This window comes from Nostoc sp. GT001 (genome assembly GCF_030382115.1).
Lineage (GTDB): Bacteria > Cyanobacteriota > Cyanobacteriia > Cyanobacteriales > Nostocaceae > Nostoc.
The window spans coordinates 5,904,458-5,929,415 of record NZ_JAUDRJ010000003.1 but is presented as its reverse complement, the minus strand read 5'-3'; the positions used below and the strand labels follow the sequence as shown (position 1 = coordinate 5,929,415).

At 41.9% G+C, this 24,958-nt stretch carries 25 protein-coding genes and 1 pseudogene; 17 read left to right on the top strand and 9 right to left on the bottom strand.

The window, feature by feature from the left end; genetic code table 11:
* Positions 1-15: 15 nt before the first annotated feature.
* The 3 genes from QUD05_RS27945 to QUD05_RS27935 all read left to right on the top strand — a co-directional run bounded on the left by QUD05_RS27945 (position 16) and on the right by QUD05_RS27935 (position 2,938).
* Positions 16-1,521, top strand: coding sequence for an NADH-quinone oxidoreductase subunit M (locus QUD05_RS27945; protein ID WP_289798912.1), 1,506 nt, complete (start codon positions 16-18; stop codon positions 1,519-1,521).
* A 148-nt stretch (positions 1,522-1,669) separates the two neighbouring features.
* Positions 1,670-2,800: a CO2 hydration protein gene (locus tag QUD05_RS27940; protein WP_289798911.1), complete on the top strand. Its 1,131-nt coding sequence runs from the start codon at positions 1,670-1,672 to the stop codon at positions 2,798-2,800.
* A gap of 12 nt (positions 2,801-2,812) precedes the next feature.
* Positions 2,813-2,938 carry a hypothetical protein gene (locus QUD05_RS27935; RefSeq protein WP_289798910.1) on the top strand — a complete coding sequence of 42 codons (126 nt, stop codon included), beginning with the start codon at positions 2,813-2,815 and terminating at the stop codon, positions 2,936-2,938.
* 40 nt (positions 2,939-2,978) lie between these two features.
* Here the strand turns inward: QUD05_RS27935 and QUD05_RS27930 are convergent, their stop codons facing one another.
* Positions 2,979-3,449: a GNAT family N-acetyltransferase gene (locus QUD05_RS27930; protein WP_289798909.1), complete on the bottom strand. Its 471-nt coding sequence runs from the start codon at positions 3,447-3,449 to the stop codon at positions 2,979-2,981.
* Positions 3,450-3,721: 272 nt separating this feature from the next.
* Between QUD05_RS27930 and QUD05_RS27925 the strand changes: the two genes are divergently transcribed.
* A complete protein-coding gene (locus QUD05_RS27925; protein ID WP_289798908.1) occupies positions 3,722-4,228 on the top strand; it encodes a hypothetical protein in 507 nt (168 codons plus the stop codon).
* Positions 4,229-4,456: 228 nt separating this feature from the next.
* A complete protein-coding gene (locus tag QUD05_RS27920) occupies positions 4,457-4,780 on the top strand; it encodes a DUF6464 family protein (protein ID WP_289798907.1) in 324 nt (107 codons plus the stop codon).
* Between the two features lie 243 nt (positions 4,781-5,023).
* On the opposite strand, the gene QUD05_RS27915 is transcribed toward QUD05_RS27920, so the two are convergent.
* Positions 5,024-6,052 (bottom strand): DUF8189 domain-containing protein, encoded by a 1,029-nt coding sequence (locus QUD05_RS27915; protein ID WP_289798906.1) that lies wholly within the window; start codon positions 6,050-6,052, stop codon positions 5,024-5,026.
* A 635-nt stretch (positions 6,053-6,687) separates the two neighbouring features.
* On the opposite strand from QUD05_RS27915, the gene QUD05_RS27910 reads away from it, so the two are divergent.
* The 5 genes from QUD05_RS27910 to QUD05_RS27890 are packed head-to-tail and all read left to right on the top strand — an operon-like array spanning position 6,688 to position 11,355.
* Positions 6,688-7,950 (top strand): ABC transporter substrate-binding protein, encoded by a 1,263-nt coding sequence (locus QUD05_RS27910; protein ID WP_289798905.1) that lies wholly within the window; start codon positions 6,688-6,690, stop codon positions 7,948-7,950.
* A gap of 7 nt (positions 7,951-7,957) precedes the next feature.
* Positions 7,958-8,908, top strand: coding sequence for a branched-chain amino acid ABC transporter permease (locus QUD05_RS27905; protein WP_289798904.1), 951 nt, complete (start codon positions 7,958-7,960; stop codon positions 8,906-8,908).
* Positions 8,909-8,922: 14 nt separating this feature from the next.
* Positions 8,923-9,525, top strand: coding sequence for a Uma2 family endonuclease (locus tag QUD05_RS27900; protein WP_289798903.1), 603 nt, complete (start codon positions 8,923-8,925; stop codon positions 9,523-9,525).
* 53 nt (positions 9,526-9,578) lie between these two features.
* A complete protein-coding gene (locus QUD05_RS27895; protein WP_289798902.1) occupies positions 9,579-10,508 on the top strand; it encodes a branched-chain amino acid ABC transporter permease in 930 nt (309 codons plus the stop codon).
* Between the two features lie 55 nt (positions 10,509-10,563).
* On the top strand, positions 10,564-11,355 hold the full coding sequence (locus tag QUD05_RS27890) for an ABC transporter ATP-binding protein (RefSeq protein ID WP_289798901.1): 792 nt from the start codon (positions 10,564-10,566) through the stop codon (positions 11,353-11,355).
* A gap of 2 nt (positions 11,356-11,357) precedes the next feature.
* Here QUD05_RS27890 and QUD05_RS27885 read toward each other — a convergent pair whose 3' ends face one another.
* The 3 genes and pseudogenes from QUD05_RS27885 to QUD05_RS27870 form a co-directional block, all read right to left on the bottom strand.
* Positions 11,358-11,720: a DUF4351 domain-containing protein gene (locus tag QUD05_RS27885; protein ID WP_289798900.1), complete on the bottom strand. Its 363-nt coding sequence runs from the start codon at positions 11,718-11,720 to the stop codon at positions 11,358-11,360.
* A gap of 142 nt (positions 11,721-11,862) precedes the next feature.
* Positions 11,863-13,171: pseudogene (locus QUD05_RS27875) on the bottom strand (NF041680 family putative transposase).
* Between the two features lie 427 nt (positions 13,172-13,598).
* Entirely contained in the window at positions 13,599-14,000 is a 402-nt protein-coding gene (locus QUD05_RS27870) for an AAA family ATPase (RefSeq protein WP_289800102.1), read from the bottom strand.
* A 654-nt stretch (positions 14,001-14,654) separates the two neighbouring features.
* Here QUD05_RS27870 and QUD05_RS27865 point away from each other — a divergent pair.
* Complete coding sequence (locus tag QUD05_RS27865; protein ID WP_289798899.1) at positions 14,655-16,436, top strand: M61 family metallopeptidase; 1,782 nt, start codon at positions 14,655-14,657, stop codon at positions 16,434-16,436.
* A gap of 117 nt (positions 16,437-16,553) precedes the next feature.
* Here QUD05_RS27865 and pyk read toward each other — a convergent pair whose 3' ends face one another.
* Positions 16,554-18,323: a pyruvate kinase gene (gene pyk, locus QUD05_RS27860; RefSeq protein WP_289798898.1), complete on the bottom strand. Its 1,770-nt coding sequence runs from the start codon at positions 18,321-18,323 to the stop codon at positions 16,554-16,556.
* Positions 18,324-18,704: 381 nt separating this feature from the next.
* Here pyk and crtR point away from each other — a divergent pair, with 381 nt between their 5' ends.
* Positions 18,705-19,595: a beta-carotene hydroxylase gene (crtR, locus tag QUD05_RS27855; RefSeq protein WP_289798897.1), complete on the top strand. Its 891-nt coding sequence runs from the start codon at positions 18,705-18,707 to the stop codon at positions 19,593-19,595.
* Here crtR and QUD05_RS27850 read toward each other — a convergent pair.
* Both QUD05_RS27850 and QUD05_RS27845 read right to left on the bottom strand, forming a co-directional pair.
* The gene (locus tag QUD05_RS27850; RefSeq protein WP_289798896.1) at positions 19,583-19,783 is read right to left on the bottom strand and encodes a DUF433 domain-containing protein; all 201 of its coding nucleotides are present in this window, start codon (positions 19,781-19,783) and stop codon (positions 19,583-19,585) included. The genes crtR and QUD05_RS27850 overlap by 13 nt on opposite strands.
* A 4-nt stretch (positions 19,784-19,787) precedes the next feature.
* A complete protein-coding gene (locus tag QUD05_RS27845; protein ID WP_289798895.1) occupies positions 19,788-19,958 on the bottom strand; it encodes a hypothetical protein in 171 nt (56 codons plus the stop codon).
* Between the two features lie 106 nt (positions 19,959-20,064).
* On the opposite strand from QUD05_RS27845, the gene QUD05_RS27840 reads away from it, so the two are divergent.
* The 3 genes from QUD05_RS27840 (at position 20,065) to QUD05_RS27830 (ending at position 21,372) form a co-directional block, all read left to right on the top strand.
* Entirely contained in the window at positions 20,065-20,256 is a 192-nt protein-coding gene (locus QUD05_RS27840; protein ID WP_289798894.1) for a hypothetical protein, read from the top strand.
* 78 nt (positions 20,257-20,334) lie between these two features.
* A complete protein-coding gene (locus tag QUD05_RS27835) occupies positions 20,335-20,808 on the top strand; it encodes a TspO/MBR family protein (RefSeq protein ID WP_289798893.1) in 474 nt (157 codons plus the stop codon).
* A gap of 90 nt (positions 20,809-20,898) precedes the next feature.
* On the top strand, positions 20,899-21,372 hold the full coding sequence (locus QUD05_RS27830; protein WP_289798892.1) for a TspO/MBR family protein: 474 nt from the start codon (positions 20,899-20,901) through the stop codon (positions 21,370-21,372).
* Between the two features lie 5 nt (positions 21,373-21,377).
* On the opposite strand, the gene QUD05_RS27825 is transcribed toward QUD05_RS27830, so the two are convergent.
* Entirely contained in the window at positions 21,378-22,085 is a 708-nt protein-coding gene (locus tag QUD05_RS27825) for a M15 family metallopeptidase (protein WP_289798891.1), read from the bottom strand.
* Between the two features lie 141 nt (positions 22,086-22,226).
* Between QUD05_RS27825 and QUD05_RS27820 the strand changes: the two genes are divergently transcribed.
* Together QUD05_RS27820 and QUD05_RS27815 are read left to right on the top strand one after the other, a co-directional pair.
* The gene (locus QUD05_RS27820; RefSeq protein ID WP_289798890.1) at positions 22,227-23,696 is read left to right on the top strand and encodes an aminotransferase class I/II-fold pyridoxal phosphate-dependent enzyme; all 1,470 of its coding nucleotides are present in this window, start codon (positions 22,227-22,229) and stop codon (positions 23,694-23,696) included.
* Positions 23,697-23,891: 195 nt separating this feature from the next.
* Positions 23,892-24,872, top strand: a complete 981-nt coding sequence (locus QUD05_RS27815) for a choice-of-anchor A family protein (protein ID WP_289798889.1) — start codon at positions 23,892-23,894, stop codon at positions 24,870-24,872.
* Positions 24,873-24,958: the final 86 nt, after the last annotated feature.

Below are 24,958 nucleotides of genomic sequence, written 5' to 3'. Positions count from 1 at the left end.
CCTTACCTAAAGTCTATGCTTAGTGTTTTAATTCTAGTGCCGTTAATCGGCGCAGCTTTAATTGGTTTCTCCCCCTCTGGCATCAGTGGTAAATTTGCCCGTGTAGTGGCTTTGGTTTTTGCCATTATCGCTTTCTTGTGGACAATCGTATTAGTAAGTCAGTTTCATCCAGGGGAAATAACTCAACAGTTTGCTGAGTCTCTCCCTTGGGTAGATGCTTTAGGGCTGAACTATAACCTTGGGATAGATGGTTTATCTTTGCCATTGCTGGTTTTAAATGGATTGTTAACTGCCATTGCCATCTACAGCAGCGATGAATCGCTACAGCGCCCTAAATTTTATTACTCTTTGGTACTATTATTAAGCGCTGGGGTGACAGGAGCCTTTCTAGCACAGGATTTACTGTTATTTTTCCTGTTTTACGAATTGGAACTGATTCCGCTGTATTTGTTGATAGCCATTTGGGGTGGCGCCAAACGCGGTTATGCTGCGACTAAATTTCTTATTTATACAGCCGTTTCGGGAATCCTGCTTTTAGCAAGTTTCCTCGGTATGGTTTGGCTGAGTGGTTCCTCTAACTTTGCACTAGCAACCTTGAACGCGACAACTTTACCTCTAGGAACACAGCTTTTATTGCTAGCGGGAATTTTGATCGGTTTTGGAATTAAAATTCCCTTGGTTCCGTTCCATACTTGGTTGCCAGATGCTCACGTTGAAGCTTCTACACCGATTTCCGTGCTATTGGCTGGGGTGCTGTTGAAGTTGGGAACTTACGGCTTACTGCGCTTTGGCATGAACTTGTTACCAGAAGCTTGGGCTTATGTGGCTCCTTGGTTGGCGACTTGGGCAGTAGTGAGTGTACTGTATGGTTCCTCTTGTGCGATCGCCCAAACCGATATGAAAAAAATGGTAGCATACAGCTCCATTGGACACATGGGTTACGTGCTTTTAGCGGCGGCGGCGGCTACACCTTTAAGTGTATTGGGTGCTGTGATGCAAATGATTAGCCACGGCTTGATTTCCGCCATGCTGTTTTTGCTGGTAGGAGTTGTGTATAAAAAAGCCGGAAGCCGTGATTTAGCAATCATTCAAGGATTACTGAACCCAGAACGGGGTATGCCAGTAATTGGTAGCTTGATGATTGTCGGAGTCATGGCCAGCGCTGGTATACCGGGAATGCTAGGGTTTATTTCCGAATTCGTAGTTTATCGGGGAAGTTTTCCAGTTTTTCCAGTGCAAACCCTGTTATGTATGCTTGGTACTGGTTTGACAGCAGTTTACTTCTTAATTCTCGTCAACCGCGCCTTTTTTGGACGCCTGTCTGCACAAGTTACTAACTTACCACGTGTGTATTGGAGCGATCGCATCCCAGGTGTAATTTTAGCTGTACTGATTGTGATTTTTGGCATTCAACCTAGTTGGTTAGTGCGTTGGACTGAACCAACAATTACAGCAATGATAAATACCCAAAACGTAGTAGTAGCAGTGTCCTTAGATAAAGCAATGGAGAATGGGAAGTAGGGAGTAGGGAATGGGGAATGGAAAATGGGGAATGGGGAATGGGGAAAAGTTTTCCTAATGCCCAATGCCCAATGCCCAATGCCCAATGCCCAATGCCCAATGCCCAATGCCCAATACCCCAATCCCTAAACTTTTTGGAGAGATGGCAATGGTAACTATTAAAAAGAAAGCTACTCACAATCCCTTAGCTGAGTATATTGAACGCCTACAAAAAGGAGATGCATTAGTCCCCGATAGTCCAGAGAATGTCCTGGAAGTTGTTGGTATTCTTAAAAGCTATGGGGTAGTTTTAGATGCTTACTCAAAAAATCTTAACTATATTGCCGAACATCAGTTTTTAGTATTTTTCCCATTTTTTAAATACTTTAATGGAGAGGTTTCTTTTCAGAAGTTACTCCGTCACTGGTGGCATGACCGAATTAATTTTGAATATGCCGAATATTGCATGAAAGGCATGATGTGGCATGGTGGCGGCGGATTAGATACGTATTTAGATACATCAGAATTTCAAGAAAGAGCGCAAGCCGTTATTGCCGCAAAATTTAAAAATAATCCCTTGATTCTGGGTATTAACCAACTGTTTCCAGATTTCTTAACAGAACAGTTGCGCGTCTCTGCTTACTACACTGGTTTAGGTCAATTCTGGCGAGTCATGGCTGATATGTTTCTCGACTTATCAGACCGCTACGACCGAGGCGAAATCAAATCGATTCCCCAAGTTGTAGACCACATTAAATCAGGGTTAGTAGCAAATGCATCAAACCCAATTACCTATGCTGTCAAAATTCGAGGTAAGGTCTATGAAATCATTCCCAAAAGTGTTGGTTTGACCTTCTTAGCAGATACAGCAATACCTTATGTAGAAGCAGTATTCTTCCGGGGAACTCCTTTCCACGGCACTGTTTCATACAACGCCCAAGCTTATCAAATCTCCCCAGATCAAAGTCGATTTCAATATGGCGCATTGTATGCCGATCCTTTACCCATCGGCGGCGCTGGTATTCCTCCTACCTTGTTGATGCAAGATATGCGTCATTATCTTCCAGAGTATTTGCACGAAATTTATCGTCGCAGTCTTCGGGGCGAAGATGATTTGCGAGTTCAAATTTGTATGAGTTTCCAAAAATCGATGTTTTGCGTGACGACAGCAACGATTTTGGGACTGATGCCTCATCCTTTAGATACTAAAGATCCAAATGAGCAAAAAGGCAATCGAGTTTATTTAGAGAAGTGGATGAGTCGGTTACAAACTTCGCGGTTGCTGGATGTGAATAAATGACAAATATTGGCAATGCAAAACGATGAGCAACAGGGCAATATTGAAAAAGCAATTATCGAAGTATCCTCAAAGTATGTCACAGAAAATGGTATGGAAATTTCCACTTCTGTGATGCTGGCTCTAGCTTACAAAGCATAAGCTAAAACAACTTTTTTGAAATTGCTTGAATCTGATGAATTTAGTAATTGTTGAAGTGTTTTTCCATGACAAAATTTATCAGCTTTTGCCCTCTACGCTCTACCTCTTGCTTTTTGATAACAATAAATCCCTGACTCTCAAAAAAAGGTTTAGCTGTAATACTGGCTTCGGTAAATAACTTTTCCACTCCTAAAGAATGTGCTTTTAATTCAATCTGTTCTAATATTTTCTTACCAACACCTTTCCTTTGAAAATCTTTATGGCAATAGAAACGGTCAATATGACCATTAGCCTTTAATTCTCCAAAACCAATAATTTTGTCTTGTTCTTCTGCTACATAAGTAAACTTACTTCCTAAACTTTTAATCCAAACTTCAATATCCATGTTTGCTGGTGCCCAAGCAGCTACTTGTTCTTCTGTATAATTATGAATATTCACCTCATGAATAGTGTCGTAGAACAATTTCATAATTTGTTGGGTATCAGGCATTTCGTATATTCTTACTCTCATAAAGTAATTAACGATCGCTAACTCTAATTAAGAATATTATCAGTGTTGATGAGTCTGAATGTTTCCACAGTGGAGCATATTTGACGGCGCTATTCTCGCTTCATCAGAATAGACTTCTGGCATGAATCTAAAGCCCTCACCCTAAATCCCTCTCCCAAGCTTGGGAGAGGGACTTTGAAATTCGCTGACGTTCAAGGTAAATTATTTTTAGTACAAAAGTACTATTTGCTGCTAAAATGCCTTACAAGTCAGCTAGCCTTGTTTGAGGTAGTATGCAAAAAATCCAAAACATTGACAAAAAGGCCGTTTTGCGTAAAGTTTCGTTGTTGCAGCCTAAATCTGTAACGACTGCGATAGTGCCACTCCGACCCCAAAAGGAAAAAATCATCAGCGAAGGAGAGCGTTTGATTGCACAAGTTGAACGTATTAATCGGATGGCAGGAGAGTTAGAAGCAGCGATATTCGAGTTGAAAGCGATCGCTAACACTCTGAATACTCAAAAAAGCTACCCAGTTCTCAATCAGGAGCCATGCAAAAATATTTGTCAGTATTTTACAGTTAGCGTTCCTTGGGTGAAACGAAAGCCTGATAACTCATTTATTTTGACGACGCGAAGAGTTGATTTATTCCGAGCCGAAAGGGAAGCCACACAGTTAGCACAGCAACTTCGTCAGCAAACCAAAAAAAGATTAGCATCGCAGCCACAGACAAAAAACAAGAATGGGGCTGAGGGTGACACAAAATGCTTGTTCAAAAAGGTGTTAGTCAACAAATCTTAAAATTATCAACATTCAACGGCATCTCACCCTTAAGGTTGTAACAGTTATGCTGATTGAAGTGGCAGAAGGAACTTATTCTTCAAAATTGTTAGATACCACACTGCCATTATTTCTTTGCAACCATAGTTGGTGACAAAGAGACAAAGCCGCCCTAATATTTGCACTTCCGTAAAACCAGAGTGTAACATCAGGGACAATCAATCAGCGCACAGAAGAGGTAAAAAGAAGGTGTTAAAGACACTTTTAGTGATTGCCGTTGGTTTTTTACCGTCCTTGTTTTCCCTGTGGATGATCCGTAGAACCCAGCGATCGCGCTTGCGGATGAGGCAAGCAGCCATGAATTTTTCAGTGATACAGGGACGGCACAACGTCAGACCTGTGGAAGGCGATCGCTATTATTTAGAAGGAGTGGGTTATTTAATTGGCGATATCAGCTGCAAGTTTAATGCTCGATCTGGCTATATCCGCTGTGCGATCAATCCTGAAGGCCCATGTAACGGTTGCCGTCACTACGAACCTAAGGAATTAGCTGGTAGTGAAAAAAGGTCTTAATAAGTTTTACCTGCCTAATACTCAAACAATCTCAAATTACTAAAGAAGGGGAAGGGGATAACTGGAGAGAGAGCAATTTATCAAAGCGTCCGTTAACCGATGCCCTAAACTAAGTACAGCATTTCATAAATCCGTGACGGATTAAGTGACCTACTAGTAAGGCTTTGCAATACTCGATAACCCTACGAACTTGTGAAATCCTGTACTTAGCCGACGTTTCACCCAAGAGAAAAACCGCTGTAACTATAGACCAGTATTAACATAAAGTGCATTATCGCCTCCTCGGACGGCACAGATAACCTGACTTGTGCCTAAGGAAGCACAACTAGGATCTGAGGTGACTGTACCTCCCAGACCCTGATACCCACTCCACGAAATGCCATTAAACTGATTAACATAAAGTGCATTATCGCCTCCTCGGACGGCACAGATAACCTGACTGATGCCTAAGGAAGTACAACTAGGATTTGAGGTGACTGTACCTCCCAGACCCTGATACCCACTCCACGAAATGCCATTAAACTGATTAACATAAAGTGCATTATCGCCTCCTCGGACGGCACAGATAACCTGACTTGTGCCTAAGGAAGCACAACTAGGATCTGAGGTGACTGTACCTCCCAGACCCTGATACCCACTCCACGAAATGCCATTAAACTGATTAACATAAAGTGCATTATCGCCTCCTCGGACGGCACAGATAACCTGACTGATGCCTAAGAAAGTACAACTAGGATTTGAGGTGACTGTACCTCCCAGACCCTGATACCCACTCCACGAAATGCCATTAAACTGATTAACATAAAGTGCATTATCGCCTCCTCGGACGGCACAGATAACCTGACTGATGCCTAAGGAAGTACAACTAGGATTTGAGGTGACTGTACCTCCCAGACCCTGATACCCACTCCACGAAATGCCATTAAACTGATTAACATAAAGTGCATTATCGCCTCCTCGGACGGCACAGATAACTTGACTTGTGCCTAAGGAAGCACAACTAGGATCTGAGGTGACTGTACCTCCCAGACCCTGATACCCACTCCACGAAATGCCATTAAACCGATTAACATAAAGTGCATTATCGCCTCCTCGGACGGCACAGATAACTTGACTTGTGCCTAAGGAAGTGCCTAATGAAGCACAACTAGGATTTGAGGTGACTGTACCTCCCAGACCCTGATACCCACTCCAAGCTGCAAGAACTGGTTGGCTTACCAACGATAAAATTACCGATGCTGTGCCTGCTAAAATTGTAAATTTCCTTTTCATAGAATCTAATGTCTTCCTCCTTTAATATTGCTCTGTGTTTTGTTGGAAAGATTTAGACAGATGTAAAGTTTTAATTCCTGAATTTTTCTTTCAGTTTGACTGGTATTGTACGATAAAAACACGTAGCTATTTTGGATTCAGTTTTAGTTCTAAAAGCGACAGAAATCAGTTACAAACCTTTACATTATCCAGTTCCAACTCAGAACCTTCGTGCAATAGAACTGCTATTATCAGCCGTTGTATCAACACTGATCGAATGAAACTCTACCAAAGTAAACTTTAGGTAAAACTTTGTTTATATCAGAGTTGAAGTGTGAACAAATCATGTATCAACTTAGTCTGATACTTTACCGTTAATCGGCTGCATCAGTTGAGACACTTAAGTTTGACTTGAACATCTGACACCTGACAGCGCTCGCACTTAACGATTCCCAAGTTTTACCTGGGAATGGTAAAATCATAGCTAACTATAATTTGTATTTACAAGCACTTTGAATATTTCTCTTTGCATGGTGAAATAAGAATGATTTAATAGAATTCGTGCAAAAGTGTAAATCTGCATTATTTTGTTTGCAGATTATAACCTTTACTATTAACTCTTGCCGAATATCTCATAACTAGATGATTATCTAACGATGAACAACGCGATCGCTCGGACAACAGCATTATTATCAACTTGCGCTTTGCTACTAACAGGCTGTGGTGGTGGCACTACCACAGTCACAAATTCTCCCACTAATACTCCAAATATTACCCCAAATACCACTGCAACCAATACCCCAGCAACAACAGCTACATTATCAGGTGGTATTCCCATCGGTATTGGTGTTGCCCAAACTAGCAATGTGGCATTACTGGGTCAAGAGCAAGTAGCTGGAGCCAAACTTGCCCAGAAGTATTTCAATAGTAAAGGTGGTGTTAATGGCACACCAATTAAATTAGTTTTTCAAGATACTAGCGGTGATGAAGCGGGAGCAATTAACGCTTTTCAAACATTAATTAATAGAGATAAAGTTGTTGGAATTGTAGGACCAACTTTGTCACAGCAAGCCTTTAGTGCCGATCCCATTGGCGAACGAGCAAAAGTACCAATTATTGGGCCATCAAATACTGCTAAAAATATTCCCGAAATTGGTGATTACGTTGCTCGTGTTTCGGCACCAGTTTCAGTTGTTGCACCTAATTCGGTGAAAGCGGCACTTAAGCAAAATCCCCAACTGAAAAAAGTCGCAGTTTTCTATGCCCAAAATGATGCATTTAGCAAGTCAGAAACGGAAATTTTTCAGCAAACAGTTAAGGATCAAGGACTGGAATTGGTAACAGTCCAAAAATTCCAAACCAGTGATACAGATTTTCAAAGTCAAGCGACCAATGCAATTAATCTCAAACCAGATTTGGTGATTATTTCTGGCTTGGCTGCTGATGGTGGTAATTTAGTTAGACAATTGCGGGAACTGGGTTATAAAGGCTTAATTGTCGGTGGAAATGGTCTAAATACATCGAATTTATTGCCAGTTTGTAAAGCACTTTGTGATGGAGTATTGATTGCTCAAGCCTACAGTCCAGAACATCCAGGTGAAATTAACGCGGCATTTCGTAAAGCCTATATTGAAGAATATAAAAAAGAACCACCCCAATTTAGCGCCCAAGCTTTTACAGCAGTGCAGGTTTATGTCGAAGCACTCCAATCTTTAGATAAAAAGAGCAAAATAAACAAACTACAGCTACCAGAATTACGGACACAGTTAAACAAACAAATACTTGAAGGATCATACAATACACCATTGGGTGAAATTGGTTTTACTCCCACAGGTGAAGTTGTACAAAAAGATTTTTATGTTGCTCAAATTAAAATGGAAAAAGACGGTAGTCAAGGTAAATTCACATTTCTAAAATAGTTGCTAAATGAATATCAATCTCTTTTTGCAGCAATTATTAAATGGGTTATCCATTGGTAGCGTCTATGCAATTTTTGCCTTGGGATATACCTTGGTTTATTCTATTTTGGGCATTATTAATTTAGCTCATGGCGCAATTTTTACCTTGGGTGCATATTTTACTTATGCACTTATGGGTGGGAACTTTGGATTTAATGGCTTGCTGGCTAATGCAGCCTTGCCGATAAAATTACCATTTGCTATAGCCTTAATTTTAGGAAGCACCTTAGCAGGATTGGTAGGGGTAGTGATGGAACGCGTTGCTTTTCAACCTTTGCGCCGTCAAGGCTCCGATCCTTTGCTAACTGTTGTTTCCAGTTTGGGCGTAGCAGTGGTAATTGTGAATTTAATCCAGTATTTAATAGGTGCGGAAAGTTATACATACCCCGCAAATACTTACGGTAATTTGCCACCTGCGATTAACTTTGGGAGTCCAGAAAACCCAATTCCGATTCGCAGTGTTCAGGTGGTAATTTTTACTGTATCAGTGGTGATTGTGGCAATTCTTACCTATTTTATCAATCGGACTAAATATGGTAAGGCAATGCAAGCGATCGCAGAAGATCCAACCACAGCTAGTTTGTTAGGAATTAATAGCGATCGCTTTATCATCCTAACATTCTTCATCAGCAGTTTTTTAGCAGGATTAGCAGGAACTTTAGTCGCCTCTAGTGTTAGTATTGCAGGGCCATATTTCGGCATTGCTTTTGGTTTGCGGGGTTTAGCGGTAATTGTCTTAGGTGGTTTAGGTAGTATTCCTGGTGCAGTATTGGGAGGTTTGTTAATTGGATTAGTAGAGGCGTTTGTCCCTGCTGATTATTCTGGATATAAAGACGCAGTAGCCTTTGCGATTTTGTTTATCATGCTATTAGTTAGACCCCAAGGTTTGTTAGGGCGGCGGTTTATTCAGAAAGTTTAAAGAGACGTAGCGCCATGAAAACATATACCAAACAAAAGTTAACTTTTGACCAATTTTTAGAACAGTGTCCAGAGTCAGGTTTATATGAACTTGTGGATGGGGAAATTGTAGAAGTGCGTGCAACCAGAAATCATGATGATGTCGCTAATTTTCTATTGTTTGGTTTTAATGATGAAATTAGGCGACTAAATCTGAATTATGTAGTAAAAAATACAGCAGTCTTTAAAACTATAACTACTAATGGCATAGAGCAAGGGCGCAAGCCTGATGTAAGTGTCATAGATAAAGATAAATGGCGCTCAAATTGTTCTGCTTATGCTGCACTTGAAGAACCTATCCAGTTAGCTGTGGAGGTGACATCAACTAATTGGGAAGATGACTACATTGATAAATTAGGTGAATATCAACGTTTAGGTATTACAGAATATTGGATTGTAGATTATTTAGCGATTGGGCTAAGAGAGTATTTAGGAAATCCAAAAGTTCCGGCTGTGTTTGTTTTTCTATTAGATACTGAAGGGAAATACCAACGGGCACTGTATAGAGGTTCAGAACGAATTAAATCGCGAACTTTTCCTAAACTGGCGCTGACAGCAGAGCAAATATTAACAGCTTAAAAGTTGATAAAAGCGATAATTTGATTAAGTTTAATCAAAATATATTAAATAAAATGGCTGATTTTTTCGCTACTTACGCTTCTCTAATTGTCTCTATGGTATTAGGGGCGTTACTAGGGTTATCGCTTTACTTACCCCTAATGACAGGACAATTGTCTTTAGCTAGTCCAGGATTTTATGCTTTAGGTGGATATATTGCAGCAATTTTATCCACAAAATTTTTTACATCTAGCAGTAGTTTATTTCCAATTCCTTTGTTGTTATTGGAGATGTTAATTGCGGGTGTAATTTCTGGTTTGTTGGGTATCTTAGTGGGAATTCCAGCATTACGGTTGCGAGGAATTTATTTAGCGATCGCAACTATCGCTTTTGTGGAAGTTCTGCGCGTAATTTCCCTCAATTTAGATATTACAGGCGGTGCTGTCGGAATTTTTGGCATTCCTCAACCCTTCCAAACACAACTTGAATATTTATGGATTGCTTTGCCATTACTATTAATTAGTATGGTGTTACTTTATCGTTTAGAACGCATCCGCGTCGGCAGGGCTTTTATCGCGATCCGCGAAGATGAATTAGCTGCGGGTGCAATGGGAATCGATCCCACTTATTACAAAGTTTTGGCATTTACATTGGGGGCTATGCTTGCAGGGGTTGTAGGTGCAATTAGCGCTCACTTCCTCAATACCTGGAATGCTCGTCAAGGTACTTTTGATGCCAGTATTATATATTTAACTTTTGTTTTAATTGGTGGTTCAAGAACTTTTTTAGGCTCGGTAATTGGAGGTATGGTATTTACAGCTTTACCAGAGATTCTGCGAAGCCTTGCTGATACTGGTGGTTTACCTAATTGGTTAGCACAGTTTTTGCGAGATGGTAGATTAATTATTTTTGGCTTACTAATAGTAATAGGTACAATATTTTTCCCGCAAGGACTAATTACTCCAGATATTTTTCAAAGGAAAAAACGAACCGCAAAGAAGTAATAATAGTTTCAGAAAGTTATTGCGTAAGTCTTATAATCCATAATAATATGCGAAAATGTCACATAGTATTCCAGGAACTAATAACAGCATTGTCTTAGAAGCAAGAGCATTAACTCGCCGCTTTGGTGGTTTAGTGGCGGTCAATAATGTATCTTTTAGTGTAAATCAACATGAGATTTTTGGACTGATTGGCCCTAATGGTGCTGGCAAAACAACACTGTTTAATTTGATTACTGCCTTCATTCCACCTTCTAGCGGGCAATTAATTTATCAAGGTGCAGAAGTTTCTCAACTGCGTCCTCATCAAATTGCGGCTTTAGGTATCGCCCGTACCTTCCAAAATATCCGTTTATTTGGGGAATTATCGGCGTTAGAAAATGTGATAGTTGCTCGACACTTACACACTAAAAGTAATATGATTACAGGAGTTTTGGGATTACCACCAGCACCTCGTGAAGAATTGAAGACTAAACAAAAAGCTTTAGATTTATTAGATTTGGTGGGATTGAGCGATCGCGCTGACGAAAAAGCCAAAAACTTTGCCTACGGCGATCAACGGCGGCTGGAAATTGCCCGTGCTTTAGCATTACAACCGCAAATTTTACTTCTTGATGAACCAGCAGCGGGGATGAACCCCAACGAAAAGCAGCAATTGAGTGAATTTATCCGTAGTTTACGCGATCGCTTCAATTTGACGATCATTCTTATAGAACACCATGTACCATTGGTCATGGGTTTGTGCGATCGCATTGCTGTATTAGATTTTGGTCAATTAATTGCCTTGGGTGAACCATCTATAGTCAGAAATGATCCGGCTGTAATTGAAGCTTATTTAGGAAATGATTGAATTTATGTAGCCAAAATACTCACAAATTCGTCTAAAGAACTCACAGCGATCGCGCTATCCATTAAAGTTTCTAATTGTTCCACACTTTCGCTCTCAAGCCTTGCTTCCACTTCATGAGGAATTTCGCCAAAGCGTCGTCGTAATACTCGTACTAACTGCCGTTGTACACCCTGCTGAAGACCTAGCTGAATACCTCTTTGCTCAATTTCCTGATACCAAGGCGATTCTCGCAATACTGCCATATCCCACCTCATGATTTGTTGCACTAAAGGTGTGTCTAACACAAAGCTAGCAAAAAATGCCAGCAATGATTCTAACTCGTTCAACTGTGCATCTGCTCTTAGCGCCTGTAGTGCGCGTTGCACAACTGATACTTCTCCCCCTCCTCGCAGGATTGGCACAAAGGGTAACAAGGATGGTAACTGGAGTTTAGACTAAGCCATGCAAAATGACCCAGCAGGGCTGAGTTAATCAGAGACTTAGTGAAATTATCAATAATCTTGAGTATTAAACTGCAATTGATGGTTCTTTGCGTGGTCGTGTTACAGTTTTTTTAACAATCGGACATCGGTTTTTACGGTGACGCTTTTTTCCTGGTTGCCAACCAGGGGACTTTCCACGAGGTTTGGGTGCAGAGGTGGGAGTACCAATGGCCGCGAAAACTCCACCCATAGCTTGAGCAACTCTTCCAGGGGTCAAATTACCCTGAGACTTCTGCCAAGGTAAAGGATTGTCAGTTACAATATCACGGGCTAACCACAATTCCCAAGTCATCAGAGGCATGAGGTCACTCCATCTTTCACAATGCTATTGGAGTACTGAACTGTGGCACTGTCCAATGTAGACGTTGCTTTAAAAAGCGATACCAATGGTCAATGGTAAAGCGACGCAAGTAGAGACACCAAACTTCCTCTAATGGTGGGATTTCTTCTCCTACCCAAGCTAACCACAAAGGTTTGGATACTCGTTCATTGCCTTGTGCGTCGAGACGTTCAACCCGCAGGAGTAACATTGGGCGTGTAGCAGCCTGACGGAAGTGTAAATCTTTCCACAAGCTAACACGCACACGCCCTAATTTTGGGTCATTCATTTCCAACACAGATGTGGCTTCACTCCATGTTATTGGTTCATTGAGCTTAAATTTATCACCATGCTTCTTGGGACGGCCAATCCCTGGATAAGCTCCTGGTTCACCCCATAAACACAAATTTGAGCGCAACCGAACGAGAATATCTGCGGGAATACTGGCAGTTTTTAAGACAAAAGGGGCGCATCCATATTCACTATCCCAAACTGAAATCGGTCTAACAGGTAAATATTTACACACCTGTTTAAGTTGCCAAACCGCTTTCCCTATTGGACTTTCCCCACTTGTGATCCGCTCATGTCTCAAAGGTAATGCCCAACTGCCTGATTTTTCAGGTATCCAGGCAATTGTGCTATATCCTTGACCAATGGTAATCGGTTTATTTCCAGCTATGGATGTGCCACTATGTTCATAAGTTCTCTCTTGTAACGTTACTGCATCTGGGCGTGACCAGTTTGTATGGTCTCCTGCTAACAATGGTCGTCCCTCTGCTGGGATCTGTTTGATGTATAGCTGCATCAATTTTTGTCTTTGTGGTCTGCTATCTTGTAAGGCTTCATAGATGCTTGGCCACTTGCGTCTAAATACTGGTGATAAGGATAAATCTGCTAAGGAATAAACATTGCGAGTCAGCAATATGGCATCTGTTAATTCAAACGTCGCATCTTTAGCTCTACCTAAATATTTGTAAGCTACTTGACGAAACTCTTCAAGTCTGGCATTTTTCATGTTGGCAGGTGAGTAATGGTAGTTCTTTTCTCACTTTCTGCCAAAAGGGGGGCTGTATTCAATTAGACACCCCTTTTTTCTTGCTCATTATCTGATAATGATAATCGAATAAGGGGGGTGGGAGAGAAACGAGCGATGCTCGTTTCTCTCCCACCATTTTCATGATTATCATTATTGTATTATTTTCTCGGCAAGCATACTACACAAAAATTGTTCAAGGTCGCGGATGCTTTGAGGCTGACAAGATAATATTTTTAACCTCTAATTCCTTTTGATTTGCGTTCTCTCATATCGCTTTTAGTCTAAACTCCAGTTACGAAGCATTCTTAGGCTGGAAAATGTTCCTGTGTCTATTCTAGAGAAATTAGCAGATAAATCAGATTACAAAGTACAACTACTAGCGCTAGCTAATGGCAAAAGACGGCAATCAGTTGGTTCGAGCAGCAGCAAAAGCAACGTTGCGGGATCTCTCTAAAATCAACTGTTGAGCAACTCCCTGCATTGCTGGCGGTGCCATATTTAGTTCATCTATAAACAAAATGCCTTTACCGTCACGAGGAAGAAATTCTGGTGGATACCACTTAGAGATACCATCTTCAGCAACGGGTAAACCGCGCAAGTCGGTAGGCGCGAGTTGACTGAGGCGCACATCCACAAAGTCGATATCATTCTCTTGAGCTATCAGTCGNNNAAGCCGNNNGGACAGTTTGCGGGAAACGCGTCTNNNACAGCGTACTTTGTGATTNNNTTGCTGTCCTAAGCTCCCTGTCCGTTGNNNTATCTGTCCGACGATGCTGGATTTGCCAATGCCAGGAGGCCCCCAAATCATCGTACTAATTTGCAAGTTTTTACGGATAAGGTTGTCTAAATATGCTTTTAGATCGGAAGGTGTCACCTGCTTCGCTCCGAATTCAAAATTCAAAATTCAAAATTTAAAATTAATGATCCCCATAAATAAATTTAGTTGCTGTGTATCTTTTTCGTTTTCAGTCATGGATTTTAATTTTCGATAAATGTTGAATAGATGGAACTTTGACTTCTGTTGAGAAGTCAAGGATACGGGTACTATATTTAAGCATCTACACTACGGGTACTATATTTAAGCATCTACACTACGGGTATTATATTTGAGCATCTACACGTTGTACCTGAAAACTATATTTTCAAAATGGGTTTTCCAATCGGAGAATCTGCACCATCCAGCTTACTTTTGACTTGGCCTTACTAGTGCGATTTTTTGGTGCGTTGGCGTAGCCCTTCGTAGACATCGCAGTTATTAAACATCGCTGAAATACTCAAATTATATGTAGTATTTATGTACTACAACTTTGTTTACGGAAAATAAATAAAGTGTAATCTTTATTTGAGAGCAAGCGGATTTATCCATAGGGTCTAAACTACGAATTACTGTCTTTTCTATGAGATGCTCCGCGATCGCAGTGGGGCGTAGCTTATTAACAATTACCTCAGCAAACAAAATAAGATGACTGAAGCAACAGCAACTCGTCGCAATACCTACGTTGAGGAAACTGGGTCAACGATTCATTACCTGGTGGCAATGTCTCAACCAGAAACCCATCTGTTTGAGGTGACTTTACACCTTATCAATTATTCCTCACCGATTCTCGATTTAAAACTGCCAGTGTGGACACCCGGTTCCTACTTAGTCCGAGAATACGCCAAGAATTTACAGGATTTTGCGGCTTTTGCAGAGAATAAGCCTTTAACTTGGCGTAAGCTTGGTAAAAATCATTGGCAGATAGACAAAATAAATGTTTCAGAATTAACTGTACGTTACCGCATTTTTGCCAATGAGCTATCGGTACGAACGAATCACTTAGATAGCACCCACGGTTATTTTAACGGTGCGGCACTATTTTTTAGAATACCTGGGTGGGATAAGCAACCTATTCGCGTCACCATCGTACCACCACAGCCGGAATGGCAGGTAACTACTGCCTTACCACGCGTTGGTGAAGAAACGAATACTTTCTTAGCTAGCGATTTTGATACTCTGGTGGATACTCCTTTTGAGATTGGTAGTCACCAATTGTATAAATTTGAGGTATTAGGAAAACCCCATGAATTGGCAATCTGGGGGCAAGGTAATTACCAAGTTCAGCAGCTGATTGCTGATATTCAAAAAATTATTCAAGTAGAAGCGCAGATGTTCGGCGGTTTGCCTTATGAACGATATGTGTTTCTGCTACATTTATTTAGCCAAGCTTTTGGCGGTTTGGAGCATAAAGACTCTTGCTCCTTAATTTACCAACGTTTTGGATTTCGCGCTCAGGAAAAATACGATCGCTTTCTGCAATTAGTTGCACACGAGTTCTTTCACTTGTGGAATGTCAAGCGAATTCGCCCAAAAGCATTAGAGGTTTTTGATTACGACCAAGAAAGTTATACCCCATCATTATGGTTTTGTGAAGGTACTACTAGTTACTACGACTTGTTAATTCCTTTGCGGGCGGGAATTTATGATGTTCAGTCGTATTTGAATAACTTGGGTAAGGAAATTACCAGATATGAAACAACACCGGGGCGAAAGGTACAACCAGTTTCCGAGTCGAGTTTTGATGCCTGGATAAAACTTTATCGCCCAGATGCCAATAGCGGTAATTCCCAAATTTCTTACTATTTAAAAGGAGAAATGGTATCGTTGTTGCTAGATTTGCTGATTCGCTCTACTCACAACAATCAGCGCTCCCTTGATGACGTGATGCTGAAAATGTGGCAGCAATTTGGGCAAGATGAAATCGGCTATACCCCAGAACAGTTGCAAGAAGTTATCGAATCTGTCGCCGGAATCGATTTGACTGATTTCTTTAAACGCTACGTTGATAGTACTGAGGATTTGCCTTTCAATCAGTATTTAGAACCCTTTGGCTTACAGTTGGTAGCTGAACAGCAAGAAGAACCTTACCTGGGTGTGAGAATAAATACAGAAAATGGGCGGGAGATTATTAAGTTTGTGGAGACTGGTTCACCTGCACAAGTAGGGGGAATTGATGCAGGTGATGAGTTGTTAGCAATTGATGGGATTAAGATAACTGCGGGTGGCTTAAGCGATCGCCTGAAAGATTATCAACCAAACGATACCATCCAAGTCGCAGTTTTCCACCAAGACGAACTGCGTATTTATTCCATCACCCTCGCATCACCACGTGCAACTAAATATCAGGTAAAGCCTGTTGAGCATCCTAACTCCATACAGCAGCAAAACTTTGCTGGATGGCTTGGGGCTGCGATCGCAACAGTTTGATAAAGGGATTGGGCATTGGGCATTGGGTAGAAGAGGCAGAGGGGCGGAGAGTTAGAGAGGAAAGACTTACTACTAATTCTCCCCTGCTCCCCTGCTACCCTGCTTGTTCACCCACTTCTAAGCCGTCCTCACCGCCCCAGAGTAAATCAAACCCCGTTGCAGATCCAGCGTTATAATTGCCCCATCTCGAATCACCTGCGTTGCCTGCTTCACGCCGACAATGACTGGTACACCGAGACGCAACCCAATTACTGCTGCGTGACTTGTGAGACTTTCATCTTCGGTAATAATCCCGGCAGCTTTCCGAATTGCTTCCACAAAATCGGCACTAGTGCGGGGTGCAACCAAAATATCTCCGGGATTAAAGTTACTCACATCCATGCCAGTATTAGCCACCCGTGCGCGACCACTTACTGAACCTTGTCCCAGTCCAATTCCCTGACCTAGTACTGCCGTCACCACCTCTACCTTAATCAAATCTGTAGAGCCAGAAACACCCTGGAGTGTGCCAGCAGTCATCACTACTAAATCTCCTTGGGACAGTAACTGAAGTTCCTGAGCCACGTTAATCGCAGCTTGAAATGTCTGACCAGTGGAAGGTAATCCTAGCACCAACAGCGGTTTAACTCCCCATACCATTTGTAGCTGCCGCGCCACATTTACATGGGGTGTCACTGCCAAAATCGGTGTGTGAGGACGGAATTTAGAGACATTGCGAGCTGTTGCCCCCGTTTGCGTTAGGGTCATAATTGCCGCTGCACCTAATTGTTCGGCAATTTGACCAACAGCTTGACTAATCGCATTGGGAATGGAGCGTCGGGCATCTCTCACAGAACGTAGGTTTAGGTGTTGGGCTTCTTCCTGCTCCATACGTTCGGCAATTCGCGCCATCGTCGCCACTGCTTCTACAGGGAAGCTACCCACTGCGGTTTCGTTGGAGAGCATCACCGCGTCTGTGCCGTCTAAAATCGCATTTGCCACATCCGACACTTCCGCGCGAGTGGGACGGGGATTGCTCACCATGCTGTCTAACATCTGAGTAGCGGTGATGATGGGAATCCCCAAGCGATTTGCTGTCGCAATTAGCCGCTTTTGGAGTACCGGAACATCTTCTGCTGGCAATTCCACCCCTAAGTCGCCTCTGGCAACCATCACGCCATCACACAAAGCCAGAATCGCCTCCATTTGTTCAATGGCTTCGTGCTTTTCAATTTTGGCAACCACTGGCACTTGCTTGCCTGTACTAGAAATTAGTTCTTTAATTTCGATCATGTCCTGGGGATTGCGGACAAAGGAAAGTGCCACCCAATCGACACCCTGATCTAGACCAAACATTAGATCCTCTCGGTCTTTGTCGGTCATTGCCTTAATTGACAGGTAAACGCCGGGGAAGTTTACGCCTTTATTGTTAGAAAGTTTTCCAGGCACGGTGACGCGACAATGCAAATCACCTTTGTCTCGGTTAATTTCTTCCACCAGCATTTCTACTCGTCCATCGTCGAGGAGAATTTTTGCCCCAACTGGGACTTCTTCGGCTAAATAATCGTAGGTGACGCAACTAATTTCCTGCGTGCCTACTATTGGACGATTTGTCAAGGTGAAGCGATCGCCTTTTGCCAAAACTATAGATCCGTTGTCAAACTTCCCCAAGCGAATTTTTGGGCCCTGCAAGTCTTGGAGAATAGCCACTGGCTGATTTAATTCAAAAGCGGTTTGCCGAATTAAGCGAATACTACGCTGATGGTCGGCATGAGTTCCGTGGGAGAAGTTTAGCCGCAGCGTCGTGGCTCCCGCTTCAATAATCGCCTTGAGCATTTCAGGACTGCTAGTGGCGGGGCCAATAGTAGCGACAATTTTTGTCCGGCGCAGAGAATCTCGTAATTGCATAGGGGCTGAAGTTAGGGAGCTATCTGGGAAGTCATCGTAACTTAAGTGGCATCTCCTTTTCAGTCACTGCTATATCAATAAGATATAAGCAGTTAGATGAGGGTTTATTGGAGAGTGGGGGCTGTGGGATAGACTAGATATAGTACATCAATCTTGTATCCATCCTCCCAACGAAGGAGTTTGTTCCATTAACTTCTTGCCGATGGTCATATCCCACTTATCAGCAAAGACTAGGCTTCGTCTGGAATCATAGCGTTATTCATCTACTGATATTCAAAGCTGTGGATAAATCTTGCTATACAAAAATTTGCAAAACTTTATTATTCAATAATATTTATCGTATATTCGTAATGTCTGCTCAAGAAGGAGTCAATCTTAAAGATGATCGCATCGGAGGCACAAAAGCCACTGACAATCCCCCCCAAGGAATTTTTAGCGCCTCCTGGTGATTTCAATCCGACGCTGCTGCTGTTTTCTGTAGCTGTGGTAATGTTGGTGTTATCCAACTTTGGTTACTGGTTTTGGGAATGGCCGCACTGGCTATGCTTTAGCGTTAACACGATTGCCTTGCATTGTGCTGGAACGGTAATTCATGATGCCTGTCACCAATCTGCCCATCGCAATCGAGTGATGAATGCGGTGTTAGGGCATGGTAGCGCTTTGATGCTAGCTTTTGCTTTTCCAGTCTTTACGCGGGTGCATTTACAGCATCATGGTCATGTCAATCATCCTAAAGACGATCCAGATCATTATGTCTCTACGGGTGGGCCGCTGTGGTTGATTGCAGTCCGGTTCTTGTACCACGAGGTATTTTTCTTTCAACGACGACTTTGGCGTAAATATGAGCTACTAGAATGGTTTATCAGCCGCTTAATTGTCGGTGTAATTGTTTATATCTCAGTGCAGTACAACTTTTTGGGTTACATTCTCAATTTTTGGTTTATACCTGCTTTTGTAGTCGGGATAGCACTAGGATTATTTTTCGACTATTTGCCCCATCGTCCTTTTGCCGAGCGCGATCGCTGGAAAAATGCTCGCGTTTATCCTAACCCGATTCTCAATATCTTGATTATGGGACAGAATTACCACTTAATTCATCATTTGTGGCCTTCTATTCCCTGGTATAATTACCAGCCTGCATACTATGTGATGAAGCCCCTGTTAGATGAAAAAGGATGTTATCAAACTTCAGGATTGTTACAGAAAAAGGACTTTTTTGAGTTTGTTTATGACATCTTTTTAGGAATTAGATTTCATCATCAAAAAGAATAGAGTTTTTGCATAGTAGCGATCGCTTGCTCACGGCTGACACTGGGAAAGCGATCTAAAAACTCATCCAGTGAGTCACCCGCTTCTAGATAATCAAGCAAGGTTTTTATCGTCACACGAGTACCAGTAAAAACAGGGGTTCCTCCCAATATATTGGGGTCGCTATGAACAACACGTGATGTGGATGTCATATAGTTAGCTTGTCTGCAACAGACTACCTTCCGATCCTAGCTCTGGTTGTCTCAGAGGTTGTTTGAAAATCTGTTCGTATTCATAAAGGCTAACTAACCTGAAATCATTGCAAGAAGGGTTTAGCGTTTTTATGGCTTCTTCAATATCTACTCTGAAATCTAAGCGTTGAGTCATAAAATCTACATCGCTCTAAGAGGCTGTTTGAAAAGTCGGTTATGTTGTAAAAAAGCTCTCTCAGTATACGCTGTGAATAGATAGTAGACAGCACTGAAAGAGCAACATGAGTAAAGCATACCCCAGCAATCTCACCCGTGTTCAATATGAATTTCTGAGTAGACATAAAGCGATGCCTACAGCGGGCTACGCCAACGCCTGCAAAGCGATAGCGATGCCCAATGCCCCATTCCCAATATCCATAATTGAAAATCCTGCCAAACGATGTGAAGGTTTCAAACTCAGGGATGATGAGTAATTAGCAATTAAATTGACAAAATCACACTATAAAGAGTGATATTAAGCGATAAATAGCGCTTGTAAAGGACTAACGGGCATGATTAAATCTTGGATGGTGATTGGAGGTGTGGCTTTCTTGGTTGCTTTAGCCGCGAACGTGATTACGCCTAGCGATCGCCAATGGTTCAAGCGTTTACAACGACCGAGATGGCTAACTTTTGAGGGCGCAATTCCCATTATTTGGACTGTAATATTTATTTGCGCTGCTTGGTCAGCTTATATTGTCTGGGAAAAAGACCCAGGAAGCACCTCAACCTGGTTAATTATGGGTTTATATCTGCTATTAGAAATTGTTACCATTGCCTATACGCCTGTAATGTTTAAGCTTCGCAGTCTGAAAGTGGGCACAATTCTCGGTGGCACAGGTTTAATCATTAGTGCTTTATTGATACTTGCAGTCTTAGGGTTTTCTGGTTGGGCAGCCCTATTACTAGTTCCTTATTTACTCTGGAGTCCCATCGGTACTTATACCACTTGGCAGATGATCCGTCTCAATCCTCAAGATGCTTAAGAATCGCACCAGAGAATGATTAAACATCTAGCCTAAATTGTCACACTTGCAGTGTATGACTTGACAAAATACACAAAGCTTGAGTGCATTATGATTCCATCTTGGATAATAATTGGGGCTGTAACTTTCTTCATTGCCCTTGGGAGTTTCTTAATCACGCCGCGTGATGTTAAATGGTTTGCACATTTAAGTCGCCCTCGCTGGCTAGTTTTTGAGCCGCTGATTCCGTTCATCTGGACTGTGATTTTTATCAGTGGTACAGTTTCAGCTTATATTATCTGGGAAAAAAATCCCGGCAGCTTAATTACTTGGCTATTAATGGCTTTGTATCTCGTGGTAGAAATTATTACCGTCGCCTACATACCTCTAATGTTGAGATTTCGCAGTCTCAAAACCGGGGAAATTCTTGGACTAATTGGTTTGATTTTAGCCCTTGTCTTGGCAATTTGCGTTTTACCGATTTCTTTAATGGCGGCGCTGTTACTCCTTCCCTATCTAGTTTGGACTCCCATTGGGACTTATACCACCGACGAGTTAAGAGAGTTAAATCCTCAAGATGCATAACGCATCTATGTAAGCCGTCCATAACGTGCTGTGACAGGATTGGCTGGATTAGATTCATTGTTCAGCCAAGCCCACATTTGATCGCCAACAGAAAAATGCCACCATTCTCTAGGATTGCGTTGAAAGCCAGCTTTTAACATTACATCTCGCAATAGCTGACGATGAGCATGATACTTTTGGGTTTCAGAGCGATCGCTATTGGCATAATAATTAGGATGCGATCGCTCTGACATCTCATCAATTGGCGAACCCATATTCACTATTTGCCCTGCATCATCTACCAACGTTACATCTACTGCCCCACCAGTACTGTGAGGAGGGGGAGTTTTTTCATCTAAACTTGGTGCAGCCCAAATTGCATAAACCGCTTCCCAAATCTCTTGGCGTTGGTTTGGGGATAATTCCACATCAGTTAATCCCCTATCCCGCACTGCTTGGGTGAAGCTGTAATCTACCATAAACTGCTGGACTGCGATCGGGCGATAAGCATCAAAAATTTGGATACGCCAGTTAGGATGCAGAAGATTAAGATAATTTTGCGCTTGGATCAAATTTTCAATGACGCTTTGACGGAGATAATAGGGAGAGCGATCGCCATAAGGCGCACCTAATTTTTCATAAGGATGGGGAGATTCCACCGCAAATAATTTTAGAGGAATCGCCATTAGCGGTTCACCACACTCGAAAATTGGGATTTGATGATAAGGCCTCATGTGAATAATTCGTAATACTTCGGCTACGCTCAGTACAAGTTCGTAATTCGTAATTATTACCTCATGCTGTGCATCAGGAATAATTTATTTTTGTACACTAATAAATTTACCTTTCTTGTACCTTCAATTACGAATTATTAAATGCTCAATCAAAACAAAACACCTTTATTAGATGCCTTAAAAGCTAATGCAGCAAGACATCACGCGCCTTTTTACACCCCAGGACATAAACTAGGTGAGGGAATTTCTCAACCCTTGGCTGACTTACTTGGCAAAGCCGTCTTTCGCGCTGATTTAACCGAATTAGCAGATTTAGATAATCTCTTTGCACCCCAAGGCGTTATTCAAGAAGCCCAACAACTAGCGGCTGAAGCATTTGGCGCTTCGCAAACATGGTTTCTTGTAAATGGTTCTACCTGTGGGATTGAAGCGGCAATTTTGGCTACCTGTGGCACAGGCGATAAAATTATTCTGCCTCGCAATGTGCATTCTTCTGCGATCGCAGGTTTAATTCTCTCTGGTGCAATACCAATTTTTCTCAACCCTGAATACGATCCAGTTTTAGATATTGCCCACAGCATCACGCCCAACGCTGTACAATCTGCACTCCAACAACATCCAGATGCGAAAGCAGTGTTGGTAGTTTATCCAACATATTACGGTGTTTGTGGAGATTTGAGTGCGATCGCCAATATTACACATCAATATAATATCCCTCTACTAGTAGATGAAGCACACGGCGCACACTTTGCCTTTCATCCCGAATTACCAACATCAGCTTTAGCCGCAGGTGCAGATTTAACTGTACAATCCATCCATAAGGTACTCGGTGCAATGACACAGGCATCGATGCTGCACATTCAAGGTAATAGGATAGATGGCGATCGCATCAGTAAAGCTTTGCAGCTAGTACAATCTACCAGTCCTAGTTATTTACTTTTAGCTTCTTTAGATGCAGCGCGTCAGCAAATGGCACTCCACGGAAAAATGCTGATGTCTCGCACTCTGCAACTTGCTGAAGAAGCTAGAACCAGAATCAGTCAAATTTCTGGATTATCAGTTTTGGAAATGCCTCATTTGGGGGGATCTCCCGGCTTTGTAACTTTAGACAAAACGCGACTAACTGTCACTGTTTCTGGTTTAGGTTTAACCGGATTTGAAGCAGATGAAATTCTCGATGAAAAATTAGGTGTTACTGCTGAATTCGCCTCACTGCAACATCTCACCTTTATCATTAGTTTGGGCAACACTCCAGCCGATATTGAACAATTAGTGCAAGGTTTCACCACCATCGCCAAAGAATATCGCCGAAGCAACTTGACTGTTAAAAACCAGGTTTGGCTAAATCTAGACAGAACACTAGATTATGCTTTACAACTTTCTCCCCGTGAAGCTTTTTTTGCTGTCAGTGAAATACTACCTTTGACACAAACCAATAAACGCATCTGTGCTGAAATCGTTTGTCCCTATCCTCCAGGAATTCCTGTGTTAATGCCGGGAGAAGTCATCACCATATCAGTCCTTGAATATCTACAACAAATCCAGGCTATGGGTGGATTTATCAGCGGTTGCAATGACATTAGCCTCAAAACTTTGAAAGTTGTGAAATAACGTTATAACTATTGAATTCTTCTTCATAAAAGTTTAATTGATGAAGTCAATAGTAAATGTGCGGTTTTTCAGATGATTTAGGTAAAAATATATAGTAGTTCTACCAGTGTGAAACTTCAATAAAAATAGCTACTAGACTAGTGCAATCTTTGATTTATACCCATAGGATCATCTTGATGATTCCTAAACTATAAGATGAAATCAAAAACCTATTATATTTGGGGGCAAATAGCAGCTCCGATTGTAGTCACTCTAGCGCTGGGTTTCTCAGCAAGAGCGAATGCAGTTGAGTTAGGCGCTGCCTCTGACTACAATGTATTTGTTTTGGGAGATATCTCTCAAAAATATACAGATATCGAAGGAAAAGTTGCTGCTGGCGGTAACATAAATTTCGTCGGCGGACTTGGAAGCAGACTTTCTGGTAATAGCGGCAACGTAGTAGTCGCTGGACAGAATTTAACTCTGAGTAACGGTCAAGTCTACCACGGTAATGCTGTCTATGGAGGCAGCGCCAATGTATCTAGCAATGTAGGATTTCCCCAAGGAACTCTCAGCCAGGGTAATCCCATTGACTTCAATGAAGCAGGGAAACAACTTCGAGGGTTATCTGAATATTTGGCAACCTTGACTCCTACTGGTAACACAACAGTTCAACCTTGGGGTGCTATTAACCTTAGTGGCAGTGGTACTGCTTTCAATGTTTTTAATCTTGCAGGCTCATCTGTCTCCAAGACAAACTATTTTGAAATAAAGGGGGACGCAAATTCAACTATCGTTGTCAATATCAGCGGTAAGGATGTGTCACTACAAAACTTTGGGTTTAATATCATTGGCGCAGATAAACAAAAAGTAATCTATAACTTTTATGAAGCGACAAACCTAACTGCCAGTAGCATTGGCATTCAAGGTAGTATTCTTGCGCCTTTGGCTAATTTCAATTTCAATAACGGTCAAATTAACGGCAATGTCGTGGTAGCTTCTTTGACAGGAAATGGTGAGTCTCACAACTATCTATTTAATGGCGATCTGCCAGATGTCCCAACGAAGTACTATAATCCGCCTAAGCCTCCCACTCGTAAGGTTCCAGAGCCTGCAAATCTTCCAGGTTTAGGATTAATTGCTGTAGTATTTGGTTTGTTTCGCTACAAACGCAATCAAACAACTTGTTTAGAATAATTAAAAATTTTTGGCAGCATAGCGCATGAAGCGAACTTATTTACAGATTTTCGCTCATGCGCTATTTCCTTGCTCTCTACCTTCTA

What these genes read in the sequence shown, in the direction of transcription:
- QUD05_RS27945 (WP_289798912.1), top strand. Translation starts at nt 16, where the DNA reads ATGCTTAGTGTTTTAATTCTAGTGCCGTTAATCGGCGCAGCTTTAATT.
- QUD05_RS27940 (WP_289798911.1), top strand. Translation starts at nt 1,670, where the DNA reads ATGGTAACTATTAAAAAGAAAGCTACTCACAATCCCTTAGCTGAGTAT.
- QUD05_RS27935 (WP_289798910.1), top strand. Translation starts at nt 2,813, where the DNA reads ATGCAAAACGATGAGCAACAGGGCAATATTGAAAAAGCAATTATCGAA.
- QUD05_RS27930 (WP_289798909.1), bottom strand. Translation starts at nt 3,449, where the DNA reads ATGAGAGTAAGAATATACGAAATGCCTGATACCCAACAAATTATGAAA.
- QUD05_RS27925 (WP_289798908.1), top strand. Translation starts at nt 3,722, where the DNA reads ATGCAAAAAATCCAAAACATTGACAAAAAGGCCGTTTTGCGTAAAGTT.
- QUD05_RS27915 (WP_289798906.1), bottom strand. Translation starts at nt 6,052, where the DNA reads ATGAAAAGGAAATTTACAATTTTAGCAGGCACAGCATCGGTAATTTTA.
- QUD05_RS27910 (WP_289798905.1), top strand. Translation starts at nt 6,688, where the DNA reads ATGAACAACGCGATCGCTCGGACAACAGCATTATTATCAACTTGCGCT.
- QUD05_RS27905 (WP_289798904.1), top strand. Translation starts at nt 7,958, where the DNA reads ATGAATATCAATCTCTTTTTGCAGCAATTATTAAATGGGTTATCCATT.
- QUD05_RS27900 (WP_289798903.1), top strand. Translation starts at nt 8,923, where the DNA reads ATGAAAACATATACCAAACAAAAGTTAACTTTTGACCAATTTTTAGAA.
- QUD05_RS27895 (WP_289798902.1), top strand. Translation starts at nt 9,579, where the DNA reads ATGGCTGATTTTTTCGCTACTTACGCTTCTCTAATTGTCTCTATGGTA.
- QUD05_RS27890 (WP_289798901.1), top strand. Translation starts at nt 10,564, where the DNA reads ATGTCACATAGTATTCCAGGAACTAATAACAGCATTGTCTTAGAAGCA.
- QUD05_RS27865 (WP_289798899.1), top strand. Translation starts at nt 14,655, where the DNA reads ATGACTGAAGCAACAGCAACTCGTCGCAATACCTACGTTGAGGAAACT.
- pyk (WP_289798898.1), bottom strand. Translation starts at nt 18,323, where the DNA reads ATGCAATTACGAGATTCTCTGCGCCGGACAAAAATTGTCGCTACTATT.
- crtR (WP_289798897.1), top strand. Translation starts at nt 18,705, where the DNA reads ATGATCGCATCGGAGGCACAAAAGCCACTGACAATCCCCCCCAAGGAA.
- QUD05_RS27850 (WP_289798896.1), bottom strand. Translation starts at nt 19,783, where the DNA reads ATGACATCCACATCACGTGTTGTTCATAGCGACCCCAATATATTGGGA.
- QUD05_RS27845 (WP_289798895.1), bottom strand. Translation starts at nt 19,958, where the DNA reads ATGACTCAACGCTTAGATTTCAGAGTAGATATTGAAGAAGCCATAAAA.
- QUD05_RS27840 (WP_289798894.1), top strand. Translation starts at nt 20,065, where the DNA reads ATGAGTAAAGCATACCCCAGCAATCTCACCCGTGTTCAATATGAATTT.
- QUD05_RS27835 (WP_289798893.1), top strand. Translation starts at nt 20,335, where the DNA reads ATGATTAAATCTTGGATGGTGATTGGAGGTGTGGCTTTCTTGGTTGCT.
- QUD05_RS27830 (WP_289798892.1), top strand. Translation starts at nt 20,899, where the DNA reads ATGATTCCATCTTGGATAATAATTGGGGCTGTAACTTTCTTCATTGCC.
- QUD05_RS27825 (WP_289798891.1), bottom strand. Translation starts at nt 22,085, where the DNA reads ATGAGGCCTTATCATCAAATCCCAATTTTCGAGTGTGGTGAACCGCTA.
- QUD05_RS27820 (WP_289798890.1), top strand. Translation starts at nt 22,227, where the DNA reads ATGCTCAATCAAAACAAAACACCTTTATTAGATGCCTTAAAAGCTAAT.
- QUD05_RS27815 (WP_289798889.1), top strand. Translation starts at nt 23,892, where the DNA reads ATGAAATCAAAAACCTATTATATTTGGGGGCAAATAGCAGCTCCGATT.